Origin of the sequence: Methanolobus vulcani (genome assembly GCF_006546655.1) — an archaeon.
In the GTDB taxonomy this organism is placed as follows: domain Archaea; phylum Halobacteriota; class Methanosarcinia; order Methanosarcinales; family Methanosarcinaceae; genus Methanolobus; species Methanolobus vulcani_A.
Genome location: NZ_VIAQ01000008.1, coordinates 81804 through 107846 on the forward strand (window position 1 = coordinate 81804; position 26043 = coordinate 107846).

Annotated in this window: 14 protein-coding genes; 9 read left to right on the forward strand and 5 right to left on the reverse strand. The window is 40.2% G+C overall.

Annotation, left to right across the window (positions count from 1 at the left end; translation table 11 throughout):
• Positions 1-41 precede the first annotated feature (41 nt).
• From cobN to FKV42_RS02905, 8 genes are all read left to right on the forward strand, one after another.
• Positions 42-7484 (forward strand): cobaltochelatase subunit CobN, encoded by a 7443-nt coding sequence (gene cobN / locus FKV42_RS02870; protein WP_196214027.1) that lies wholly within the window; start codon positions 42-44, stop codon positions 7482-7484.
• A gap of 180 nt (positions 7485-7664) precedes the next feature.
• Positions 7665-7853 carry a hypothetical protein gene (locus FKV42_RS02875; RefSeq protein WP_154808742.1) on the forward strand — a complete coding sequence of 63 codons (189 nt, stop codon included), beginning with the start codon at positions 7665-7667 and terminating at the stop codon, positions 7851-7853.
• A gap of 1086 nt (positions 7854-8939) precedes the next feature.
• On the forward strand, positions 8940-13136 hold the full coding sequence (locus FKV42_RS02880) for a PGF-pre-PGF domain-containing protein (protein ID WP_196214028.1): 4197 nt from the start codon (positions 8940-8942) through the stop codon (positions 13134-13136).
• 118 nt (positions 13137-13254) lie between these two features.
• Complete coding sequence (locus FKV42_RS02885) at positions 13255-17628, forward strand: PGF-pre-PGF domain-containing protein (RefSeq protein WP_196214029.1); 4374 nt, start codon at positions 13255-13257, stop codon at positions 17626-17628.
• A 38-nt stretch (positions 17629-17666) separates the two neighbouring features.
• Positions 17667-18686: a bifunctional N(6)-L-threonylcarbamoyladenine synthase/serine/threonine protein kinase gene (locus FKV42_RS02890; RefSeq protein WP_154808745.1), complete on the forward strand. Its 1020-nt coding sequence runs from the start codon at positions 17667-17669 to the stop codon at positions 18684-18686.
• A complete protein-coding gene (locus FKV42_RS02895; RefSeq protein WP_154808746.1) occupies positions 18683-19255 on the forward strand; it encodes a Kae1-associated kinase Bud32 in 573 nt (190 codons plus the stop codon). Before FKV42_RS02890 ends, FKV42_RS02895 begins: the two co-directional genes overlap by 4 nt.
• Positions 19248-19802 (forward strand): XTP/dITP diphosphatase, encoded by a 555-nt coding sequence (locus FKV42_RS02900; protein WP_154808747.1) that lies wholly within the window; start codon positions 19248-19250, stop codon positions 19800-19802. Before FKV42_RS02895 ends, FKV42_RS02900 begins: the two co-directional genes overlap by 8 nt.
• 48 nt (positions 19803-19850) lie before the next feature.
• The gene (locus tag FKV42_RS02905) at positions 19851-20441 is read left to right on the forward strand and encodes a hypothetical protein (RefSeq protein WP_230375439.1); all 591 of its coding nucleotides are present in this window, start codon (positions 19851-19853) and stop codon (positions 20439-20441) included.
• A 108-nt stretch (positions 20442-20549) separates the two neighbouring features.
• Here FKV42_RS02905 and aroA read toward each other — a convergent pair whose 3' ends face one another.
• Entirely contained in the window at positions 20550-21827 is a 1278-nt protein-coding gene (gene aroA / locus FKV42_RS02910; protein ID WP_154808749.1) for a 3-phosphoshikimate 1-carboxyvinyltransferase, read from the reverse strand.
• Positions 21828-22169: 342 nt separating this feature from the next.
• Here aroA and FKV42_RS02915 point away from each other — a divergent pair, with 342 nt between their 5' ends.
• Positions 22170-22604 carry a DUF488 domain-containing protein gene (locus FKV42_RS02915; protein WP_154808750.1) on the forward strand — a complete coding sequence of 145 codons (435 nt, stop codon included), beginning with the start codon at positions 22170-22172 and terminating at the stop codon, positions 22602-22604.
• A 17-nt stretch (positions 22605-22621) separates the two neighbouring features.
• On the opposite strand, the gene htpX is transcribed toward FKV42_RS02915, so the two are convergent.
• From htpX to FKV42_RS02935, 4 genes are all read right to left on the reverse strand, one after another.
• Positions 22622-23479 (reverse strand): zinc metalloprotease HtpX, encoded by an 858-nt coding sequence (htpX, locus tag FKV42_RS02920; protein WP_154808751.1) that lies wholly within the window; start codon positions 23477-23479, stop codon positions 22622-22624.
• Positions 23480-23680: 201 nt separating this feature from the next.
• Positions 23681-23950, reverse strand: coding sequence for a hypothetical protein (locus FKV42_RS02925; RefSeq protein ID WP_154808752.1), 270 nt, complete (start codon positions 23948-23950; stop codon positions 23681-23683).
• A 28-nt stretch (positions 23951-23978) separates the two neighbouring features.
• Complete coding sequence (locus FKV42_RS02930) at positions 23979-25439, reverse strand: PKD domain-containing protein (protein ID WP_154808753.1); 1461 nt, start codon at positions 25437-25439, stop codon at positions 23979-23981.
• Positions 25440-25619: 180 nt separating this feature from the next.
• Positions 25620-25907, reverse strand: coding sequence for a hypothetical protein (locus FKV42_RS02935; protein ID WP_154808754.1), 288 nt, complete (start codon positions 25905-25907; stop codon positions 25620-25622).
• Positions 25908-26043 lie beyond the last annotated feature (136 nt).

The following is a 26043-nucleotide window of genomic DNA, read 5'->3' on the forward strand; positions in this document are numbered from 1 at the left end:
GTATACACAAAATAAATTGAACATACAAGATGGTGGTCGATATGATAGTAAAAGATAGGAATTGGTTTAAAATCGTAGGAAAGACATTTTTGGTCTTTCTTTTATGTATAGTTATGCTCTCAGCTAATGCAATGGCATTGGATTTGAGTCAGTTCGAGCTTGTATCAAACATAGAATCAAATAGTAATGGTAACTTTATTTTTGAAGACATCTCAAATGGTAATTACACACTAATTGCTGTCAACGAAACCAATAGTTCTAAAAGTGGTCTAATTTACTATAAGAAAGAAATAGTCGTTTCAGTTAACAACAGCGATCTTTCCGATTTTGATCTCTCACTTGATAGTAGTGACCTCACAGAATATGAAGATATCTGTTCACTTTTGGATCGCTCAAACATTTCCGGCCGTGCTTACTATTACTCCTCTGGAATGAACAGAGAGTTCAATAAGGCATGTACTATCGTAATGCTTGATCCAGTAACACAGGAACTGGTTAAAAATACAACCAGTGACAGTTCTGGTAATTATCTGTTAACTGACATTCCAAATGGTAATTACACACTAATTGCTGTCAACGAAACCAATAGTTCCAAAAGTGGTCTAATTTACTATAAGAAAGAAATAGACGTTTCAGTTAACAACAATGATGTTTCGGATTTTGATATTTCACTTGACAGTAGTGACCTCACAGAATACGAAGATATCTGTTCGCTTTTGGACCACTCAAACATTTCCGGCCGTGCTTACTATTACTCCTCTGGAATGAACAGAGAGTTCAATAAGGCATGTACTATCGTAATGCTTGATCCAGTGACACAGGAACTGGTGAAAAATACAACCAGTGATTCCCTTGGTAATTATCTGTTTACTGACGTTCCAAATGGCAATTACACACTAATTGCTGTCAACGAAACCAATAGTTCCAAGAGTGGTCTAATCTACTATAAGGAACAAATACCTGTTACAGTCAACAACAGTGATCTTTCCGATTTTGATCTCTCACTTGATAGTAGTGACCTCACAGAATACAAAGAGATCTGTTCACTTTTGAGCCTCTCAGACATTTCCGGCCGTGCTTACTATTACTCCTCTGGAATGAACAGAGAGTTCAATAAGGCATGTACTATTGTACTCCTTAAGCCAAAATCTATATATCTTCTCCCGATAGCCGGTTTTTCAATAGACAAGACCTCAGGAGAAACTCCATTATCAATTCAGTTCACAGATCAGTCATTAAATGCTGAATCATGGTTCTGGGATTTTGGTGATGGAAGCAATTCAACCGATAAGAATCCATCGCATACTTATCTTAGCGAGGGTACTTTTACTGTAGAACTTACGGTAACAAATTCAGAAGGTAGCGATGTAGAGACAAAGACGGACCTGATTATAGTTCAACTACCCGACCCCATCATTATACCAAATTATGATACGACATTCAAGTTATTCCTCAGTACCACCAGTGATTCCCTTGGTAATTATCTATTTACTGGCATTCCAAACGGTAATTACACACTAATTGCTGTCAACGAAACCAATAGTTCTAAAAGTGGTCTAATTTACTATAAGAAAGAAATAGACGTTTCAGTTAACAACAGTGATCTTTCCGATTTTGATATTTCACTTGACAGTAGTGATCTCACAGAATACGAAGATATCTGTTCACTTTTGGTCCGCTCAAACATCTCCGGCCGTGCTTACTATTACTCCTCTGGAATGAACAGAGAGTTCAATAAGGCATGTACTATTGTGATGCTTAATCCAGTAACACAGGAACTGGTTAAAAATACAACCAGTGACAGTTCTGGTAATTATCTGTTTACTGACGTTCCAAATGGCAATTACACACTAATTGCTGTCAACGAAACCAATAGTTCTAAAAGTGGTCTGATCTACTATAAGGAACAAATACCTGTTACAGTCAACAACAATGATGTTTCGGATTTTGATATTTCACTTGACAGTAGTGACCTCACAGAATACAAAAAGATCTGTTCACTTTTGAGCCTCTCAGATATTTCGGGCCGCGCTTACTATTACTCCTCTGGAATGAACAGAGAGTTCAATAAGGCATGTACTATCTTATTGCTTGAACACAGATTAGTTCAATCACTCCCAGTTGCAGATTTTTCAGCAAACCAGACTTCAGGTGAAAATCCATTATCAGTACAATTCACAGATGAGTCATCAAATGCAGAATCATGGTTCTGGGATTTCGGTGACGGAAGTAACTCAACCGATCAGAATCCATCACATACATATCTTAGTGATGGAACTTTTACTGTAGAGCTTACTGTAACAAACACGGCTGGTAGCGACGCGGAGATAAAGTCAGATTTCATCACTGTCAATGCATCCAGCAATTCCAGTGACAGCTATGGATCGGTATACGAGTTTTTCCTTAGCACCAGTTGTAACAATCTAGGAGAGTTCAGTTTTGCAGATGTGCCTAATGGCGAATACAGGATTGCAGCTATTAACTGGAGTACAGCAATGGCACCAGGTATGTGGCTTACAAATGTCACAGATGTCACCGTGGAGGATGGACTACCGGTTGATGTTGGCAATCTCTCAATGAGAAAGAACTATGAGACTATTGACCACGATGATATCCTCTCAATGTTGAATAATACCAGCATCTCAGGTAAGACGATCGGAAAGAATCTGGATAATAAGATATCCACTGTGTTACTCACCAACCAGTTCGGAGAGTATGTTGCTAATACAACATGTAATGAGGATGGTGAATTCCTGTTCACAGGTATCAGAAATGGGGAATATACAGTGTCAGCCGTGAATTGGAGTACAGCAATGGCACCAGGCATGTGGCTTACGAATGTCACAGATGTCACAGTAGAGTATGCTCAGCCAGTTGATGTTGGCAACCTCTCAATGAGAAAGAACTATGAGACTATTGACCACGATGCAATTCTTTCAATGTTGAATGAAACCAACATCTCAGGTAAGACTATCGGAAAGAACCTGGATAACAAGGTATCCACTGTGTTACTCACCAACCAGTTCGGAGAGTATGTTGCTAATACAACATGTAATGAGGATGGTGAATTCCTGTTCACAGGTATCAGAAATGGGGAATATACAGTGTCAGCCGTGAACTGGAGTACAGCAATGGCACCAGGCATGTGGCTTACGAATGTCACAGATGTCACAGTAGAGTATGCTCAGCCAGTTGATGTTGGCAACCTCTCAATGAGAAAGAACTATGAGACTATTGACCACGATGCTATATTTGCATTGCTTGACAGAACAACAATATCTGGTAAGACCATTGGAAAGAACCTGGATGACAAGCTCAGTGACGTTATACTCATGAGAAAGCGCACAGTTGCAGTGTCCAATGAACCTCATCTGAATGTCTCCTTTATAACGGGATACTCATCATATAAGACACAGCTTGCCAATTTTGCTCAGAGAATTAACTCAAATTCAACATATAATATCGCAGCTAGCTACTATATTACTGATGACCTGCCAGATGATATCGATTTCAACCATACGGATATTATCTATATTGTGATGGTTACGCAGACAGCTTCTGAATTTGAGGAACAGGTCCAATTTGCTATAGACAATGGAGCAGTCGTTATCGGTAAAAACACGGATCTGCCAGAAAGTGATTATGCAATCCCTTCAAGCTTTGGTAACGATACTGAAGAATTCAAAGCCCATCTATATGAATACTGGACAGGAACTGCAATCGATGACACAAACCTTGACAATCTCATGTTTTATCTGGCAAAGGAATATTACGGACGTGAGGATCTTACCGTTGAAGCTGCTGACTATGTGTCATCGGCCATATACCACTCTGCAATAGCAGATAAAGTTCCTGAATACATGATGCTTGATACCGAAGAATACTTTGAGTGGTATGCTAGCAGGACAGATGGTCATGCATTCGATGAAAATGCTCCAACTATAGGCATAACATTCTACCGTTCATACTATCTTGATGATATCGATGCTGTAGACAAGCTAATAGCAAGCTTTGAGGAAAAAGGAGCAAATGTGATAGCTTGTTTCGGAGACCCTGATACATCCATTGATTCATATTTTAACTACAGTGAAGAAACAAAAGTAGATGCTGTTGTTTCGTTCAATTACCGTGGAAATTACTTTGATCTTGAAGAAATGAATGTACCTGTTATAGATGCCATTCTCAACCCGAGCATGAATGCTTCAGAATGGGCAAATTCAAGCACACCACTTGCTATTGCAAGGATGGACAGGATCTACAGACCTGAATCATACGGACTTATTGATCCGATTATGATTGGAGCTACAGAAACAATACAGGTTGCCAACACTACTGCATATATTGCCGTGGATGAACAGATTGACTGGCTCACAGATCGTGCTATTGCACAGGCAAATCTAGGGCTGGAGGATGAATCTGATAAGAAAGTTGTAATTATCTACTACAACCACGGCGGTGGAAAAGACAACATAGGCGCATCATATCTTGAGGTCATGCCAAGTATCGTAAACCTTCTTGAAGGAATGGAAGCTGAAGGATATGATATAGACAGTAGCATGATTCCGAACAAGACCGAACTTGTTGATCTTATTACCTATCAGGGAAGAAATGTTGGAACATGGGCACCGGGAGAACTTGAAGCACTTGTAGAAACCGGTGAAGTTGAACTTATTCCTGAAAGCACCTATCTTTCATGGTTTAACGAACTTCCGGATGAAAGAAGGGAAGAAGTTACTGAAACATGGGGTGAAGCACCAGGAGAGATAATGGTTTACACCGATGAAAATGGTGATAAATTCATCGTGATCCCAAAGATAAATATCAGTGACAATGTGATACTTGCACCACAGCCAACAAGAGGCTGGTTACAGGACAATGAAGTTCTCTACCATGACACAGAACTGGCACCACATCACCAGTATATTGCGTTCTATCTCTGGTTGCAACATGAATTCGATGCAGATGTAATGGTCAACATGGGAAGACATGGAACTGTTGAATGGCTTCCTGGAAAGGAATTTGGTCTTCTGAGTGAAGAGTGGCCCGCACTTATGGTTGGTGATATACCTGTGATCTATCCATATGTAATGGATGGACTGGGAGAAGGAATACAGGCAAAACGCAGAGGTAATGCGGTAATCATTGATCACCTTATACCTCCTGTAATATCCGCCGGTCTGTATGGTGATTATGCAACACTCAGCAGTGAAATCACAATATACAAGACATATGTTTCAGAAGATGAATACAAAAAGGCTCACTTCGATGATATTGTAAACCTCACAATTGCGCTCGGACTTGATGAGCAGGTAAATATGAGCCTGGCAGAAAATGACGACACAATTGATGATTTCCTTGAAGAAGTGGATGATGTACTTATAGAACTTAAGAGCCTGTCAATGCCATATGGACTGCATGTACTTGGTGAAGCTCCTGAAGGTGACGAACTTGTGGGAATGGTCAACTCCATGCTGGGTAATAATTTTTCAGAACTTGTTGAAATGCACAATACATCTGATAGTGCATCAACAGACCTGTTAACTCTTGTATTACTTGAGAACATGCCCACAACAGATGCCCAGCTTCAGATACTTGGAACCTCCGTGGCTGAAATTGATGAAAAATTAAATACATCCATTAAATATGCTGAATTACTTGGAGAAGCTGATAACGAAGTGCAGCAGGTTCTGAATGCGATGGATGGTGAATACATCGAAGGAAACCTTGGTGGAGATCCTGTGCAGAAACCAGGGACACTGCCATCCGGAAGAAATTTCTATTCCTTTGATGAAAATCTTATACCTTCAGAAGAGGCATGGGACAATGCTGTAGAGCTTATCGACAAATGGCTTGCAGAATACTATGCTGAAAACGGAGAATACCCTACAAAAGTAGGATATATACTCTGGGCTGGTGAAACCACACGTCATGAAGGAGTAATGGAAGCACAGATACTCTACCTGATGGGTATAAAGCCGGAATGGGACGACGGAGAAGTTGCAGGAATAACTGCGATAAATTCGTCTGATTTGGGAAGACCACGTATTGATGTGGTTGTACAGATATCAGGTCTTTACAGGGATACTTTCCCTGGAAAGATTGTACTTCTTGATCGGGCTGTAAGGCTTGCTTATGAGCAGGAAGAAACTGCAGATTGTCCAAACTATGTTAAACAGAGCGCTGATGAACTAAAACTCATTTTCGATGAATCCATAGAAAATGAGACATTATCCCTTGATGTTGCTCAGTTCAGGATATTCGGACCTGCGCCAGATGCTTATGGAACCGGAATGGCAAACGCAGTGGATTCCAGTGATACATGGGAAAATACATCTGAACTTGCAGAGCTCTACATAAACAAGATGTGCTACATCTATGGAGAAAATATCACGGGTCAGACAATAGCCGAATACATCAAGCAGCAGACCGGTCGTGTTGTTGAAATAGACAATACAGCTGTCTTTGAGAACAACCTAAACGGAACTGCAGCAATATTCCACAGCAGAAGTTCCAGTACTTATGGTTCTCTTGATACGGATGACTTCTACCAGTACATGGGTGGACTGTACAATGCTATTAAATATATTAGTGGCACCGACCCGGATACCTATGTAGTGAACCTGCGGTATCTCAATGATGCAGAAATACAGACACTTCAGACATACCTCACAAACGAACTTTACGCAAGGTACCTGAATCCATCATGGATAGCAGGAATGCAGTTAAGTGGCTTTGAAGGTGCACGTGAAATGTCAGAGTTCATTGATAATCTCTGGGGATGGGAAGCACTCAATCCAGACATTATCAGTGATGATGTATGGAATAGCGTATATGATACATACATTAATGATGCAGAGCTCAGCAACTGGATGCAGGCGAATAATCCATACGCATATAATGCTGCACTTGCAACTATGGCTAACACAGCCCTTAAAGGAAACTGGGATCCTTCAGATGCCATCTTGAATGACATTATCAAGCGCTATGTTGAATCAGTAGTTGATTATGGAGTTACATGCTGCCATCACACTTGTGGAAATGCACTGCTTGATGACTTTGTACAGGGTCAGATGCAGGCAGCAGGAGTCAGTCTTGAAATGCAGGAAGCATACAAGAAAGCGATGTATGAGGCTACCTTCAGGGAAGACACTCAGGTGCAACAGACTGATATCACTTCAGTAAAAACAAAAGATGATTCTCTAAATTCTATCCAAAGAGCAATGCTTGCTGAAGCAGCAGCCAACCAGAGCTCAACATCTGAATCAGGTGGTGCTGGAATAGATACAGTACAGCCTTTAGAGGAAGGCTCAAAATCCACGCCGGATGACTATGTAGAAGGTTATGAGATGACTCCTGAATCGGTGAATAATGCAGACACTACAAGCAGTCTCTCATTCTCTAGTTCAGATGTCGTTGCATCAGTATTCGTATTGGGAGCCGTTGGAGCCATATATCTGGGATTCTGGAAGAGGAGGAAAATATGAAACCGTTTTAGGTGCTTCTGCACCTGTTTTTTTAATTAATAATTAAACAGGGTATAAGACCAGAGAAAATAAGACACTCCCAAAAAGCCGCCAAGCAAGAATAGGGAGTGTCATCAAACGTTATCGGGGGATAACATGCAAATAAAAATAAAATCGATATTAGTACTTAGCATATTATTGATGGCAGCACTAACCTGTGTTGCTGCGGGTTCAGAAACAGACTACGGCACACCAGTGCAGGATACTGTAAACAACGACAATAGTATGAATCCGTCATTCTCAAGTTCTGATATCCTTGCTTCTGTATTTGTTCTGGGGGCGCTTGGATTTATATATAGGATTCTGGATGAGGAGGCAATTCTAAACTAGAAATTGGCACTTTTCCTGAAAAGTGCCTTTATTTTATATGATTCTTTACTACTAGTATTTACATATGTATATACAAATTACTATTAGTAAAAAGGAGTATATATGTTTGAATTATACACTTAGTTACTTAGTATATACAATTAAATAATAATAGTATGGGTGGTTCAATAAAATATATTCCTATTTTAGAGTTCCAGCCAGCGCATTAAGCATGAACTAATAACAAGGTTATGTTCATGTGATCTTAAAAAACAATGTATCCGTAAACACTTCTCTGTAGCCGCCAAGCAAGTTCGAGAGTGTTCTTACACATTATCGGGGGATAACATGTAACATACAAAAGTAATTTCATTATTATTAAATGTATTGTTTCTTTTTGTGCTAACTAATATTTCTGCTATCTGTGTGGCAGATTTAAAATGTCTTTTGATTATGATTTCATGAAGATGTCCATGGCGCTTTAAGAAGTGTCTCTTATTTTATGTTCTATGTCTGCAGTGCCGCACGCAGGTTATATATTTATCACTAATATACTATTTTTTAAATAGTCATCTAATTTTATATAGAAGTTAGGTTGAATATATTTATCACTTACATATATCTCGAAAATATTTCTGCGATTGTTATTTTATACCCAGCACAAAAACAGGAAATGAATACATGACGAATAGGAAAAAAATTGCATTCATCTTCATAATTTTATTGTTTTTTGCACCTCTTGCTTCGGCAAATAATGACAACACAATTTTTTTGAAAGCGGGCAATATTGATACTGATAATCAAATAGATCAGAACGCATCTGAGCAGAATATGATACAAACGTCTTCTGTCTCAGAGACATTGGATAGTTCCGAAAGATATTACATTGTGCAATTTAATGGGCATGTTACAGAACAGTGGAAAAACGAAATAAAATATGTAGGTGCTGAATTTTTTGATTATATCCCAAATAATGCTTATTTGTTACGGATGGATGAGACTGAAAAATATCTAGTGGAATCTTTCGATTTTGTATATTGGATAGGTGATTATTTACCTGAATATAAAATTGATCCTGCTATAGAAAATTATAGTAATATAATATCTTTGAGTTCAAGCGAAATAGTCGATAATAAAATAAATTTATCAGTCATTATTTTTGACTCTGAGAATATCACAAGGATTGCAGAGGAAATCAATTCAATAAATGGAACCATCATCAATAGCTATGATCCCCTTCTAAAAGTAGAAATCCCTGAATACAAAATATATGAAATAGCAACAATAAATGGAGTCTACTGGATTGAAAACTACTCAGACCCTGTTCTTTTCAACGATGTAGCTGCCGAAATAATGAATGTAGAACCTGTACACAGCAATCTCAAACTTAACGGAAGTGGACAAATCGTTGCTGTATGTGATACTGGATTGGATACAGGTGTTAATGAATCAATACATGAAGATATAAGGGGAAGAGTCGTAGATATTATTGATTACTCAGGTGATGGAGCTGAAGATTATGCAGGACACGGTACGCATGTTGTAGGATCAATTCTTGGAGATGGAACTCTCTCATCGGGTCAATATAAAGGGATAGCACCAGAAGCAAGTCTTGTGTTTCAAGCTGTGCAAAAGAACACAGACTCCACAGATAAAATGTCTGGAATCCCCTCTTTGGAAGTACTGTTTCAGGATGCCTACAATCTCGGAGCAAATATACATAGTGATAGTTGGGGAGATCCAAGTAATATAGGTGGATATACGGAATGGTCACAGCAAGTAGATCAATTTATGTGGGATCACCCTGAAATGCTAATCATCTTTGCTGCTGGTAATGAGGGTGTTGATGTTGATAGAGATGGAGTGATAGATAAGAATTCAATAACTAGTCCGGCAACAGCAAAGAATTGTATTACTGTTGGTGCTTCAGAAAATGAAAGGGACATCATAACATATGTATGGGGTACTTCTTATGGAAGTCCTATTAGTATGGATTATCAAACCGATAATAGCAGTGGTTTAGCTGCATTTAGTAGTAGAGGGCCCACTGATGACAATAGAATAAAACCTGACTTAGTTGCTCCGGGAACATTTGTAGCTTCTACACGCTCCAGTTTAGCTACCATGTTTGATTATGGAATTACAAATACTAACTATGCATATTTAAGTGGAACAAGTATGTCTACACCACTTGTTTCGGGTTCTGCAGCTCTTGTTAGAGAATATTATACTGAAGTTGAACAATTGAATAGTCCAAGTGCGGCTTTGATAAAAGCTACGTTGATTAACGGCGCATATGATATGACTCCTGGTCAATATGGAACCGAAAATAATAACGACGAGATATCTGGAAGACCGGACTATTCACAAGGTTGGGGACGTGTTGATGTCGAAAACTCAATACTTGTGGAATACCCTGAGGTAATCGCATATTTTGATAACGTCGCACTTTCTGATTCAAAATCATGGATTCATGAATATGACTATATAGAAAGTGGTCTGTCTGCAAGAGCAACTCTTGTATGGACGGATTATCCTTCATCGTTGCCTTCATCAAAGGCACTTTACAATGACCTTGATCTGGTAATCTCAAGTTCATCAAATTTATATTATGGAAATGGTGGCCAAGATCACATAAATAATGTAGAAGGGGTTGAAATTGAGACAACATCCGACGAGAACTATACAATAACTGTTGATGGGTATGATGTTCAGGAGGGGCCACAGCCCTTTGCACTTGTATTCTCTTTCACATGTGACAACAATGAATTCCCTGCAAACGGTTCCTATGCTCCCAGTTCCATAACTGGAGTATCTACTGATGTTGTTCATCCAGGTGGGGTGGACGAAAATTTCATAGAAATGAAAATCGATGAAAACCCTGTTACTTCATTTACTTCTAATACTATAACCGATGGATATAGGATCGAATATGATACTTCTGATGCTTATCAGGCTGGAGGACATAATGTATCGATTACTGCTTCAACTGTGAGTGGTCAGCAATTCTCTTACGAGTGGGAGTTCAATGTTCTTCCTGAAATCACCAGTTTCGAGTTTAGTGACCTTTCAGTTGCCGGAACAATTGATGGTGATGCCAAAACCATAACAGCCACAGTACCTTATGGAACCGATGTTACTGATCTTGTTCCTACTATAATTCATACCGGTTCCAGTATTTCCCCCGGTTCCGGTATTTCACAGGATTTCAGCAGTCCAGTAGTTTATACCGTTACAGCAGCAGATGGCACAAGTCAGGACTATACGGTAACTGTTACTGTGGCACTCAATCCTGCAAAAGAAATCACCAGTTTCGAGTTTAGTGACCTTTCAGTTACCGGAACAATTGATGCTGATACCAAGACCATAACAGCCACAGTACCTTACGGAACTGTTGTTAGCGATCTTGTTCCTAGTATCGTTCATACCGGCTCCAGTATTTCCCCAATTTCTGGAGTTTCACAGGATTTTACAGAATCTGTTGTTTATAATGTAACTGCAGCAGATGGCACAAGTCAGGAATATACTGTAACTGTTAATATGGCACTGAACCCTTCTAAATCAATTACCAGTTTCGAGTTTAGTGACCTTTCAGTTATCGGAACAATTGATGCTGATATCAAGACCATAACAGCCACAGTACCTTATGGAACCGATGTTACAGATCTTGTTCCTACTATCGTTCATACCGGTTCCAGCATTTCCCCAAGTTCTGGAGTTTCACAGGATTTTACAGAATCTGTCGTTTATAATGTAACTGCAGCAGATGGCACAAGTCAGGAATATACTGTAACTGTTAATATAGCACTGAACCCTTCTAAATCAATTACCAGTTTTGAGTTTACTGATCTTTCAGTTACCGGAACAATTGATGCTGATATCAAGACCATAACAGTCACAGTACCTTATGGAACCGATGTTACCGACCTTGTTCCTACCATCGTTCATACTGGTTCCAGCATCTCTTCAGGTTCCGGAGTTTCCGATGATTTCAGTAGTCCAGTGGTTTATACCGTTACCGCAGCAGATGGCACAAGTCAGGACTATACAGTAACTGTTACTGTGGCACTGAATCCTGCTAAATCAATTACCAGTTTCGAGTTTACAGATCCTGTTGCTATTGGACATATAAACGAAACTGAAAAAACAGTGACAATGACAGTCCCTAATGGAACTGATGTTACTGCCCTTGTCCCTAGTATCATTCATGCCGGTTCCAGTATTTCCCCAGATTCCGGAGTTTCACAGGATTTCACAGAATCTGTTGTTTATAATGTAACTGCAGCAGATGGAACAAGTCAGGAATATACTGTAACTGTTACTATTGCTCCTGCCAATGCTAAGGAAATAACCAGTTTCAAGTTCACAGATCCTACGGCTGAAGGCGTGATTAATGAAACAGCAAAGGCAATTACTCTAACAGTACCATATGGAACAAATGTTACAGCTTTGGTACCTATAATAGAATATACAGGACAAAGTTTGTTCCCCGAGGCAGGAATTTCGCAGAATTTTACAGAATCGGTTGTATATAACGTAACTGCGGTGGATGGAACAAGCCAGGAATACGTAGTAACAGTTGAAGTTGCTAATCAAATCATTACAACAACCTCTACTTCCACTTCCAGTGGTGGTGGAGGCGGAGGTGGTGGTGGCGGTACCACTGGAGAAGAATTTGAGAACATCGCAGTAAAGGATGCAAGCTCCGTTTTCGTTGGAACAGGTAATGTTAATTTTGAGTTCTACAGAGATGGCAACGATATTCAGTATGTTAGCTATGATTCACTGAAGAATTCAGGAACTATCTCTGTGACAATAGAGGTACTGAATGATAAATCTACATTTGTTTCTTCTCTTCCTGCAGGAGAGATTTACAAGAACATAAACATCTGGGTTGGTAAGGTAGGATATGCAACAGAAAATAACATTGCTAATCCTGTGATTGGGTTCAAAGTACCAAGAAGCTGGATAGAGGAAAATAATATTGATGAGGGAAGCATTGTTCTTGAAAGATATGATGGTGGCTGGAGCAGACTCTCAACCACACAGACAGGTTCTGACGATGAATATCTGTACTTTGAGGCAAGTACACAGGGATTCTCATCTTTTGTTATCATGGGTGAATCCATGGTAATTGAGAGTAGTCTGAATTCAGTAGATTCTCAATTCTCAACAGCCGATGAAGAACTGGAATCAAATATCACAGCAGAAGACTCTGAACCCGAAAATACTTTGAATGCACTTTCAGGCTTGATATCATGTCTGATTCTAAGCCTTGTCTGCTTCCTATATAGGAAGCAGTAATCTTATTTTTTCTAAATACTCATCTATTTTCTCAATATGCATATCTATTTTATAGTGCAATACATATATATGTCTCTATAATAATAACGTCCTATTCTGATTATAGCTGAGGATGTTTATGTGCGCTAAAAACAAGATTCTGATCTGCCTGGCCATGATTATCATGTCAACACCATTTTCAGTATCAGCAGGCATAAATAACACTGATCTGGCAAATGACGATATGCTTCTTCTAAAAGCAGGACACGTAAACACAACAGATTCCGGTGAAAGTCAAAATGAGATTCAGTCTATGTCATCTCTTCTTTTAGATAGATCATCAAACTACTATATTGTACAGTTTTCAGGCCTTGTAAAAGAGGAATGGAAATATAATGTCAGCTCAAAAGGTGCAGAGCTATATGATTATGTTCCAAATAATGCTTTTATTGTAAAAATGAATTCAAGTATCAAAAACCAGGTTCAATTACTGGATTTTGTCAAATGGGTGGGTGAATATAAGTCATCATATAAATATGATCCCGAAATAACTACTGGCAACACAGACACAGAATTTTTGTTTATTGAAAAGGAAGAAACTCAGAGATATTATGTTTCCCTCTTTTCTGAAGATGAATACACACTAACAGTTGAATCACTTGAAGCTTTTGGAATTGAGGTCCTCGGAGGTTACAGAAAAACTATCAGTGTACAGGCATCAAAAGATCAGATTGATGATATAGCCACAATTACAGGAATCAGTTGGATAGAAGAATATATCCAGCCAACAATACACAATAATGTTGCTGCTGAAATAATCACTACTGATGTTGTTCATGATGCATATGGCTTAAAGGGTACCAATCAGACTGTCGCTGTTGCAGACACAGGAATTGATATTGGCGTTAACAATGAGTCCATGCATGCTGACCTTCGTGGAAGAATAGTTGCAATATTTGATATTGCAGGGGATAATGAAAAAGCGGATCTTTATTCAGGGCATGGAACTCATGTATCAGGTTCGGTTCTTGGAAATGGAAGCAAGTCAGGTGGGCTATATGCAGGAATGGCACCAGAAGCCGAGTTGGTATTTCAGGCTCTCGGCTATTATAATACAATAACTGGTTCTGAGGGATTGAAGTTACCCTATGGTGGTTTGGAAGAATTATTCCAGCAAGCCTATGATGAAGGAGCAAGAATACACACTAATAGTTGGGGTTCTGATGAATATGGAACTTATACAGAACACTCTAAACAGGTAGATCAGTTCATGTGGGATCATCAGGATATGCTGATTCTTTTCTCAGCCGGAAATGAAGGAGTTGATTCCGATAGAGATGGTGTAATAGATGAGGATTCCCTTTGCTCACCGGCAACTGCAAAGAATTGCCTCACTGTTGGCGCATCCGAGAATAATAGAGGATCCAAATTCTCAATAGGAGATTATACAACTTGGGGACATGCATGGAATGCTTCTTTTCCTGTATATCCAATATCTAATGATTACATGGCAGATGACAGCAACGGAATTGCTGCTTTCAGCAGTCGTGGACCAACAAATGATGAAAGGATTAAACCAGATGTTGTTGCCCCCGGTACTTTTATCGCATCTACAATATCAAGTGTTGCAAGTGGAACTGGTTGGGGTGTTGTCAGTGATAACAGTTACTACTTGTATATGGGTGGAACCAGTATGTCTACACCAATTACAGCAGGAGCTGCTGCACTTGTAAGAGAATATTATACGGAAGTTGAAAATCTCACCAGTCCAAGCGCTGCGTTACTAAAAGCCACTATAATAAACGGTGCATACAATATAACCCCTGGACAATACGGAACTGGAGACTATCAGGAGATTGATGGGAGGTATGATTATTCTCAGGGATGGGGACGTGTTGATATTACAAACTCCATATATCCAGATTCTCCAGTTGTAATGAGATATTATGATTATGTTTCTCTTAATTCCAGTGAATCCTGGAATGTAAGTTACGATATACTTTGTACATCAGAAACTGTGCGAATAACGCTTGTATGGACAGATTATCCATATGCTGAAACTTCTGATGATAATAATCTTACACTTGTGAATAATCTTGATCTTATTGTGGAAGCACCAGATGGCACATATTATGGAAACGGTGCTCCTGACATAAAAAATAATGTGGAAGGCGTTGAACTACTAGAACCAGTTGCAGGTACTTATACAATAATAGTAAATGGAACAAATATTCCAAAGGGTCCGCAGAATTTCTCACTTGTACTCTCTTACGGGGAAGTCGGTGACATCTACATGTACCCTGAGCACAATTCCTATACGACCAATGCAAGCACTGAAGTCTATATGAATCTCACACATGCCGATGGAATTAACCAAAGTTCCATTGAAATGCAAATAGACGGTTTATCGGTATTATTTTCTAACGAAACAATATCAAGTGGATATAAGATTCAAAATATTACGGCTCAGTCATATTCTGAAGGATTCCACAATGTGTCTGTAAGTGCACTTACAAATCAGAACGAGGAACTGAACTACGGATGGAGGTTCTATGTCAGTGTTGAGGACAATATACTGACTGTTCAGAGTCCTCTGGAAAATTCTGTTATACAGGAAAACACAGTCATGATAAATGCCAGCGACAATAAGTGGTGTGATTTCTGGTACAACATAAACAATGGAGTAAACTCCACGTCGGAGTACGGCTATTCCTTCAATACAAGCACAGAACTTGAAGAAGGGACTTATAATATCACGCTGTTTGCCAGAGACATAACAAACTATACTAATTCCACAACAGTCAACTTTACTGTGTTTACAGAACCAGCAGATATTGATTCCCCTACATCAGGCACAATCTATTATCTGCCTGATAGCAGCAGTTTTACATTGAACGGTACAGTGGGAGTTGCAACCAATGTTTCTGTTTATGTGAACGGAGCTCTGACCAATTATTCTGAACCGGTTTCAAACGGAGTGTTCAATGTAAGTAATGTTCCACTTTCAAACGGGACAAATACCATAAATGTCAGTGCTATGTACAATAATTCTCTGACAAATTACTTCACTGCAAATACTACAATCTACCTTAACCTTGGGCAGACTGTGGATACGAGTTCAGGTGATATAATCAATGTTCCTGTCCCGGGTATAAGTGATAACGTTAGCAACCCAATGTTCAATTTCAATATAAGTGGTACATCCTCTAATCCTGGCAATATTTCTGCTTCCGTAGTAAGAGGAACAGAACCAGGAAATGACTCATTCCTTGCAGCAAGTCCTATCGATATCAGAGTAATCAACAATTCAGATGAAAACTATTCATACCAGTTTGGCAGGAATGTCTCCCTAACACTTGGATACGATCCTTACCCTGTGAATAACACAGACAAACTTACAGTTGCATGGTATGATCCTGATGATGGAACATGGATTCCTTACAGGAGTATCATTAATAGTACAGCCCATACAGTTACTGCAAATATAACTCACCTGAGCATTTATGCTCCTCTGGAAGATAATACAGAACCTGTGATCAGCAGTGTGACAAACTCCAGTACATCCTCAACTGTCACGCTTGCATGGAACTCTTCAGAAGATACTAACTATGTGGAAGTATGGAGGACTGGTTCACTTCTTGGAAACTATTCAGGTTATGGAATAACAGATACAGGCTTAAGTGCCAGCACTCTTTATAATTACAGTCTCCGTGCGGTTGACTATGTAGGAAATATGGGTGAATGGTGCAATACATCAGTGAGAACTAGCGCCGCAACAAGTACACCATCTTCAAGTAGCTCTTCCGGTGGTGGAGGGGGAGGCGGTGGTGGTTCCACCGGTGAGGATGTGGATAACATTGCATTCAAGGACGTGCTTTCGGTATATGCAGGAAAGGATGATCTTGTGGACTTTGATTTCACCAATGAGCAGAATGAGGTAGATTATGTCCGCTATACTTCACTTAAGAATGCAGGCAAGATCAGTGTGACAATAGAGATGCTGAAAAACACATCTGCACTTGTTGACGAATCTGCTTCTGGTTTCGTATATAAGAACATGAATATATGGGTCGGAAAGACCGGTTATGCCACAGAGAGCAATATTAAAGACCCTGTAATTGGTTTCATGGTTAGTAAAGAATGGGTGGATGACAATGATATCAACATTGATACTATAGGCCTTAATCGTTATAGTGAAGATGTCTGGACGAAGCTTGATACTGAACAGACCGGTTCAGATGAGGACTATTACTACTTCGAGGCAAGTACTCCGGGTTTCTCTCCGTTTGCTGTGACTGCAGATATTCCAATTACTCTGGATAAAGAGAATGAGGAGAAAAGTGCTACAGAATCTGTTACTGCATCTGAACAGCTAATTAATGAAGAGGGTAATGAGAGCGCAGCAGAGGAAAATAATGGTGAAACAGACAAAAACACGCCTGCATTATCAGGTCTTATAACACTGGCAACACTTGTAGTTGCATCTGCGTTCATCAGGAAACAGCAAAATTAATATTCACCTCCGTCCCATTTAGCGCCGGAGATATCAAGTTGAAAGGAACAGTGCTTGGCATTGAGGGCACTGCATGGAACCTCAGTGCTGCCATCGTTAACGAGAAAGATGTTATTGCGGAGGTTTCCGACATGTACAGACCTCCTATAGGCGGGATACACCCAAGGGAAGCTGCCCAGCATCACGCAAAATATGCTTCCTATGTGGTAAAAGGTGTACTTGAGGAAGCAAGGCAGAAAGGTGTCGATGCATCAGATATCGATGCGATTTCTTTTTCGCAGGGTCCGGGACTAGGAGCCTGCTTGCGTACAGTGGCTACTGCTGCCAGAATGCTTGCAATAAGTCTTGATGTTCCACTTGTTGGTGTAAATCATTGTCTTGCCCATGTTGAGGTTGGCCGCTGGAAAACACCGGCAACTGACCCGGTCACACTTTATGTGAGTGGGGCTAATTCACAGGTTCTGGCTTACAGGATGGGAAGATACAGGGTTTTTGGCGAGACACTGGATATCGGACTTGGAAATGCATTTGATAAATTTGCCCGCAGTGCCGGTCTTGGACATCCGGGAGGACCGCAGATAGAGCAGTTCGCTAAAAATGCTTCTAATTATATTCCGCTTCCTTATGTTGTAAAGGGAATGGACTTATCATTTTCAGGACTCTCAACCGCAGCAACAGCAGCATTGAAAGACCATTCCATGGAGGATGTGTGTTATTCTTTCCAGGAGACTGCTTTTGCAATGGTGGTCGAGGTTACCGAGCGTGCACTTGCCCATACGGAAAAGAATGAAGTGCTTCTGGCAGGTGGTGTCGGTGCTAACACGAGACTTCGGGAAATGCTTGATATTATGTGTACCGAACGTGGTGCTAATTTCTATGTTCCTGAAAAGAGATTCATGGGAGATAATGGAGCCATGATTGCTTATCTTGGACTCCTCATGTATGATTCGGGCAATGTAATAGATGTTGAGAATTCGCATGTGAATCCGAACTTCAGACCGGATGAGGTTGATGTAACATGGATTCCCAGAGACTTTGAGAAAGGGAGGCATTCATGAATCTAACCAATGGTGCTGAAGCTGTTGTCAGGGTTGAGGGCGGCGTGTTTATCAAGGAAAGAGTCTCGAAGAGCTATCGTCAGAAGGAACTTGATGAGCGTATCAGGAAGGAGAGGACAAAAGCCGAAGCACGGATTATATCCGATGCAAGAAGAGCCGGTGTGCCAACTCCTATCATTTATGACATTGAGAACTCTACAATAAAGATGCAGTACATTGATGGTATTGCATTAAAACACGTGATCGATGAGAATCTCAGCGAACAGATAGGTGTCCTTGTTGCTGAATTACATGCAGCCGGGATTGTACATGGTGACCTGACAACGTCCAATCTTATACTTTTCAACGATAAAATTTACATGATAGACTTTGGTCTGTCCTTTTATGAAGGCAGTGTAGAAGCACGTGGTGTGGATGTGCATGTCCTTTTCAGGACATTTGAAAGCACACACAGAAACCATGAAAAGCTCATTGAGGCATTCTGTCGTGGATATAGGAAAGAATTCGAGCAGGCTGATGAAGTGCTTGAAAGAGTGAAAGAGATAGAAAAGAGGGGAAGATATGCGTAAGATAGTTTTTGTCACAGGTAACAAGGGAAAGTTCAGGGAAGTCAAGGATATACTTGCTGCTAAGGGATTTGAGGTCATACAGAATACAGATGGATACCCTGAACTTCAGGAAGATGATCTGGAACCCATTGCAGCCTATGGTGCCAAATGGGCATCTGAAAAACTAGGAATGCCTGTAATGGTGGATGACTCAGGACTATTTATCAATGTGTTAAATGGTTTCCCGGGTCCATATTCTGCTTTTGTGGAAAAGAATCTTGGAAATCCGAGGGTTCTTAAGATTATGGAAGGTGAGACCGACAGGTCTGCTGTGTTTAAGTCTGTTATAGGATACTGTGAACCAGGAGCTGAGCCGCTGACCTTTACAGGAACTGTGGAAGGGAAAATTGCCTTTGAGGAACTTGGCACAGGCGGTTTTGGATACGATCCTATATTCGATTACAATGGAAAGACCTTTGGAGAGCTTGGTGATGAGTTCAAGAACACAGTTTCACATCGCAGGCGTGCAGTTGATAAGTTTGTGGAGTGGCTGGATTCACAAAGCTAACTGCAATTATAGTTTACATCACTGTATTGATTTGATAAAGGAAAGGATGTGAAAAACGTGGGGGTTGAAAACGCTTCTTTTTTCAGGGATACCAGAGGTATTGACACAGTTCCTTTAAAATTAGTATTCTATCTTGCCATAACAGGAGTTATTATTTTCCTGATGGCTTTCTCTTGGAATAATATAGCACCGGTTTATTCAGGAGCAAAGGACAGCAAGCAGATTAATTCTGCTGCCCTGGAAATCGTTGCTATACAGGATGGCTATGCCAGGAATATTCAGGATGTGAATTCGCCAGAGGGTTCTATATGCAGCATTGATCTCACATTATCTGACGTAAGATTCCTGTCATTTGGTGTAGACCCGGACTCTAATATAAATGGTAATCTCAGTGATAGTTCATGGATTGTTGAGAACAATACCATAATCTGCCAGTATGAGAACGGTGCAAGAAATCTGTATCACATTGATGGTGAAACTATTAGTTTCAAAAAAGGTAAGCTGGACAATTCTACCGGTCTGTGGGTGCCGGATGAGAATGCTTTCTCATCAGGAGTCGTGATAGAAGGTCCGATATCAGGGACATTTAATTTTGAACTTGTACTTGACGGCGGAAAATATACCATTTCACATTTTTAGGATAGGATACTTCTATCCTTCATTTATCAATGGCTTAGTAATAAAAAAAGTGTTCAGATCAACATGAAAAAGTCACGTTGATTCTGTTTAAGCAAGTAAAATCACACTTTAGATAAGTTCTACTGCTGCACCCAGTTCTTTCATGGTCTCAAAGAAGTTTGGGAATGAAATGTCCACGGCTTCAGCAGTGTCGATGACAGTATCTCCGGCAACCATTCCTGCAATGGTGAGTGCCATTATTATTCTGTGGTCGTGCCATCCATGAAGCTCGGCTCCTCTGAGTGTACCACCTGTGATGATAAGCTGGTCAGGTTCTTCCCTGACAGAGATGCCCATCTTGGTAAGTTCAAGTGCCATTGCGTGCAGTCTGTCGGTTTCCTTGTAACGGACGTGTTCTGCATTCTCTATCACAGTAGTTCCCTGGGCACATGCAGCCAGAACTGCAATTGTTGGTACAAGGTCAGGTGTTGCACCGGCATCGAAAACTGTTGCCTTAAGGCCGTTACCTGTGATCTCTGCCACACCACTCTCTTTGTCCCAGGATATCTTTGCACCCATGCGTTCAAGGACATCGATAATCTCAATGTCTCCCTGTTTTGATGGGAAAAGGTTCTTTACGATAACTGTTGAGCCTGTAACAGCAGCTGCTGCAAGCAGGTATGAAGCTGATGAGAAATCTCCCGGAACAGTGTACTCTTTCAGGTTGTACTTCTGGTTTGCAGGAATGATGAACTTGATAGTGTTACCTTCTTCAACAAGGATCTCTGCACCTGCCTGTTCTATCAGTTCCATTGTAACGTCAACATAAGGTCTTGACTTCATCTCACCTTTTATGGAAAGTGTTGTGCTTTGTGTGGTCAATGGACATGCAATAAGAAGTGCTGATATGAACTGTGAACTTATGGAACCATCAATTGTTGTAATGGCGCCTTTAAGTCCTCCACGGACTACAATAGGTGCACAGCCGTTTCCTCTGGTGGAGTATGCTTCTACACCAAGTCTGTTCAGGACATCAAGAAGAGGCTGGTTTGGTCTGTTCCTGATAGAACTGTCACCTGTAAGTACGGTAACTCCGTTTGTAAGTGAGGAAACTGCAGTCATAAAACGCAGTGTTGTTCCAGAGTTTGCAACATCAATGACGTTGTTTGGTACATGAGGCTTACCATTCACCCCTCTAACGTGAATTCTATCTTCGTATTTCTCAATGTTTGCTCCCAATGCTTCTGCTGCACGAATACTTGCAAGTGTATCGGCTGACATAAGAGGGCGGTGGATCACACAGTCATCGGACAGTGCTGCAATTGTAATTGCACGATGAGTATAGCTTTTTGATGGTGGTGCAAAAACTTCACCGTTTACTTTTGAAGTGCTGACAGATACTTTCATTTTATCATCTCTCTGCTAATATAATATGTAAAGAATATCTTAAAAATCTCATTCCCTATATAAGATGCAAATTAATTTCAATTAGTTTAATTTAAATATAAGTTTACTCTTTGGAGTTTTACTCTTTGCTTCCTGTGACAAAATGACTTTCTTAATGATATTCTTATCGATGTAATGAGAATGACTGATTCTTTTTTGTTAAAGACCTCATTTAAGATAGCTTAAATAAACTTGTAGTATGTCCTCTCTTCCGCTTTCTTTTTATTATATGCCGCAAAATCAGAGAATAAATTATTTGATATCAGCATATTAATAGATTTATTATACATGATGGTGCGAAGAATGAAGTGTTATACCATAGGATACGGAAATCGCCAGCTTGATGAGTTTATCTTCATGCTGGCAAAGAACAAGATCACACATCTGGTCGATATAAGAAGGTATCCGCAGTCAACTTTCAAGGAATATGACAGGGAATCACTGGAAGATATACTTCCGAAGAACAGTATTCTTTATTACCATTGTGAAGGTGTAGGGGGAATGCGTGATTCCACTTATGTTGAGTATATGGGTACGGAATCATTCCAGAACAGCCTGAAAAAACTGATGTCTCTTATCAGCAAAGTGAACTCTGAGAATGGCAGGATAGTTCTGATGTGTGCCGAAAAAAGCCCGAAAGGTTGCCACAGGCACTATCTTTCAAACAAACTCGAAGAAAATGGTATAGAGGTCATCCACCTTGTTGAACAGGGGCAGACAAGCCTCTTTAATTACTAACTATTTTTAACTTAATTTTACATTGCACGCAGACGCCTGATACGTTCTTCTGTAGCAGGGTGTGTCCTGAACAGGTTCATCAGAGAGTGACCTTTCAATGGGTTTACGATGAACATGTGTGCAGTGGTCTCGGATGCCTGTACATCGCCTCTTCTTGGACGGTAGTTGCTGCTTCCATACTCAAGTTTTTCAAGTGCACTGGCAAGAGCCCATGGTTTCTGTGAGATACGTGCTCCTTCCTCGTCGGCTGCAAATTCCCTTGATCTTGAGATTGCAAACTGGATAACCGTTGCTGCAATTGGTGCTACGATAGCAAGTGCAAGGAATCCGATAATATTCCCGCCGCCTTCATTGTCCCTACCACCAAAACCGCCGAATATAGCTGCCCACTTGACCCAGGTTGCGATCATTGTAATGACACCGGCAATGGTTGCTGCAATGGCACTGATAAGCGTGTCTCTGTGCTTTACATGTGAAAGTTCATGTGCCAGAACACCTTCAAGTTCCTCTGCGTTTAACAGGTCAAGTATCCCTGTGGTTGCAGCTACTGCTGCATGCTGAGGATTCCTGCCTGTTGCGAATGCATTTGGCATCGAAGTGTTCACGATATAGACCTTTGGCATTGGCAGGTTTGCACGCATGGCAAGTTTCTGTACAATTCCATATAATTGCGGAGCTTCGGCTGCAGTGACTTCCTGAGCACGATACATTTTCAGGACAATTTTATCACTATACCAGTAGCTTCCAAAGTTCATGATGAGAGCAAATATGAATGCAATCAACATTCCTGACGTTCCACCGAGCAACTGGCCTACAATAACCAGTAAACCGGTAAGAGATGCCAGTAATAAAGTGGTTTTTAGCATATTTCCCATAATTTTCCTCTTAGATATGATGTCATTTCTAAGTGTAAACTTGTTGTTTGTTCTTCTATAAAAACGTATCTGCAAAATTATTATCTATTCTTAATGAATATAATCATCAATAGGCCGCAATAAACTTTAAACAACTGAAAGACAGTTGTCTTTAATGATTCAGAAAACAAAAAGTAAAAAAAGAATATGAATGAAAATCATTCATATTTCTTCAATAACGATATCTTCTCCAAGTTCAGTTTCGTTGAGCATTGCCTCTAGTTCAGCAAGCTCTGCTTCAAGATCCTGTATCTCAGTATCTGTAATACCCACCATTTCTTCACTAAGGGCCTCATCTGCAACACTTATGTTCTGCGCAGCGGTATCGGTACTTGCTGCTTCATCTTCTGTAGTGCTTTTGTCAGCACAACCGGAGATTACAATAGCGAAGAGCAGAACACCAATGATGACGATATTCCTTAATTTTGTCATTTACTCTCAACTCCTATATCATTCATCATCATACAGTCAAGTTAATGACCTGTGTTATTGAATCATTGTTCAATTTATCGTCATCAGATTCAAATGCGGTCAGAATGACGTTATATTCATCAGAATAAGCATATTCATGTGTTGGATTTTGTTCTGTGGAAGAATTACCATCACCGAAATCCCAATTCCATGAAGAGGTATTCACAGATGTATCAGTAAAAGTCACATTAAGACCATCAACAGTGTAAGTGAAGTTTGCAACGACTATTACACTACTGTCATCTTCCTCCTCTGAGTCTTCTTCCTCGTCTTCCACATCTTCATCATCATCGTCGATATTGCGGTTTGCCCATGTTCCGCTTTCATCTCCATCTATTATCTCATAGGTACCATCACCTGAAAGTACTGCAGTACCTGTTCCGTCTGCATAGAGTTCGATGTCCTCTCCGCTGACCATCACTGTAAGGCGGCTTCCATTAATATTAACGTCACCTGTGACGTTTATGTAGACGAATGCACGGTTGTTATCTGTACTGTTGCCTGACTCGATGTTGGAACTCTCATAATCGGCAACATCGATATAAGCATCTCCGGCAAGGTCTTTGATGACAAGTTTTGCATAATCATCAGCTGTGATGTTTATGGTAAGATTTCCTGAGAGCACTGCCGTACCATTACCTTCTGCATAAAGGGTACCATTTCCAGTGAGTACTACTACACCTTCTCTTTCCTGCTTGAGTTCCTTGAGCATGTTCCTGAGAATACCATTTGCATCCTTGATGTCCTTTCCAGCTTGAACGGTCTCTCCATTGGCATATCTATTTCTGGCCTGCTCAATAAGTCCCTCGTATTCACTGAGCATATTTTTAAGCTCAGTTACATCCTTACCGTTCTTTTCCATGGTGTTGATCTCATTATTAAGACGCACCCTCAGGTTCTCAGATGCCTGAAGAACACCATTTATCTTGTTTTCAACGGCTTTACTGGCAGATGTTGCACGTTCCTTGCGAGCATCATTCCAGATTTCCTTTACTGTTTTTGCAGAATCAGCTAGATCATCTCTATCTTCATCATCTTCAAGAACCTTTGTCTGTACATCTTCAAGGTCATCGATGTACTCACTTTCCTCGTCGAGAAGAGATATCATATAAGTTATTGTAGTGTTAAGGTAGTCCTTTGTTTTATTAATAGCTTCATCAGTATCAAGATTCGGATTCTTGGACTTTATGTCGGCGAACTTGATCTTTGCATCGTTATAGTCGGATGCAGCGTTCTTGTTTTTGCCAGTTACTACCTTAGCATTATCTTCATTATCAGTGCTGTCAGCAGCCTGATTTCCATTTCCGTTTCCATTATTTCCGGTCGTTTTGACATTATTGTTCTTTGCATTGTCAGATGCTGCCATTGCACCCATTGGAATGATACTAAATAGCATCATCATTACTGCAAGAAGCGTAATTATTCGCATTCCATTTTTTGTTTTGCTCATATAGAGTTCTCTCCAGTTCTCTTTTATTAATATTGTGATATTTATGAATATGAATTTAGTTTTTTATATATAATGGTCTGTAAAATGTAATATATAAATAGGATAAATCCCAGTGAAGGATTATCCCATTTATTTCTCCCTCTCTATTCTCGTTTTACTTTCGTTTTTTATAAATCATGCTTATTCTTCAGTGCATGATCCATTTCTAAGGCGATCCATATCACCTTTACCTTCACCCTGTCCATTTCCTACCCCATGAGGCCCTGTTCCATCGCAGATCCCTTCGGTTGGACAGTTGTCACATATTCCGTCTCCGTCTTCATCTACAAAGTTGTCACAGCTTCCGTCTCTAAGGCGGTCTCCGTTTTCATTGTTGTTGTCCCCTCCGTATGCTGCCATAGCAGATACTGCAAATAAGCTGAACAGCATAAGTGCTGCAGCAATCAGTGAAAGTTTTCTAGTGTTCATTTTACTCTCCCTCTATATTGTTTCCAATTTGCTTTCTTTTATTTTGACCATTACAAGTGCAGGACTGACATTGTCATGGTGGTATGACTTTGTCCTAATCTTGGTAGTATAGGTTGTTTCAACCTGCACTTGCAAA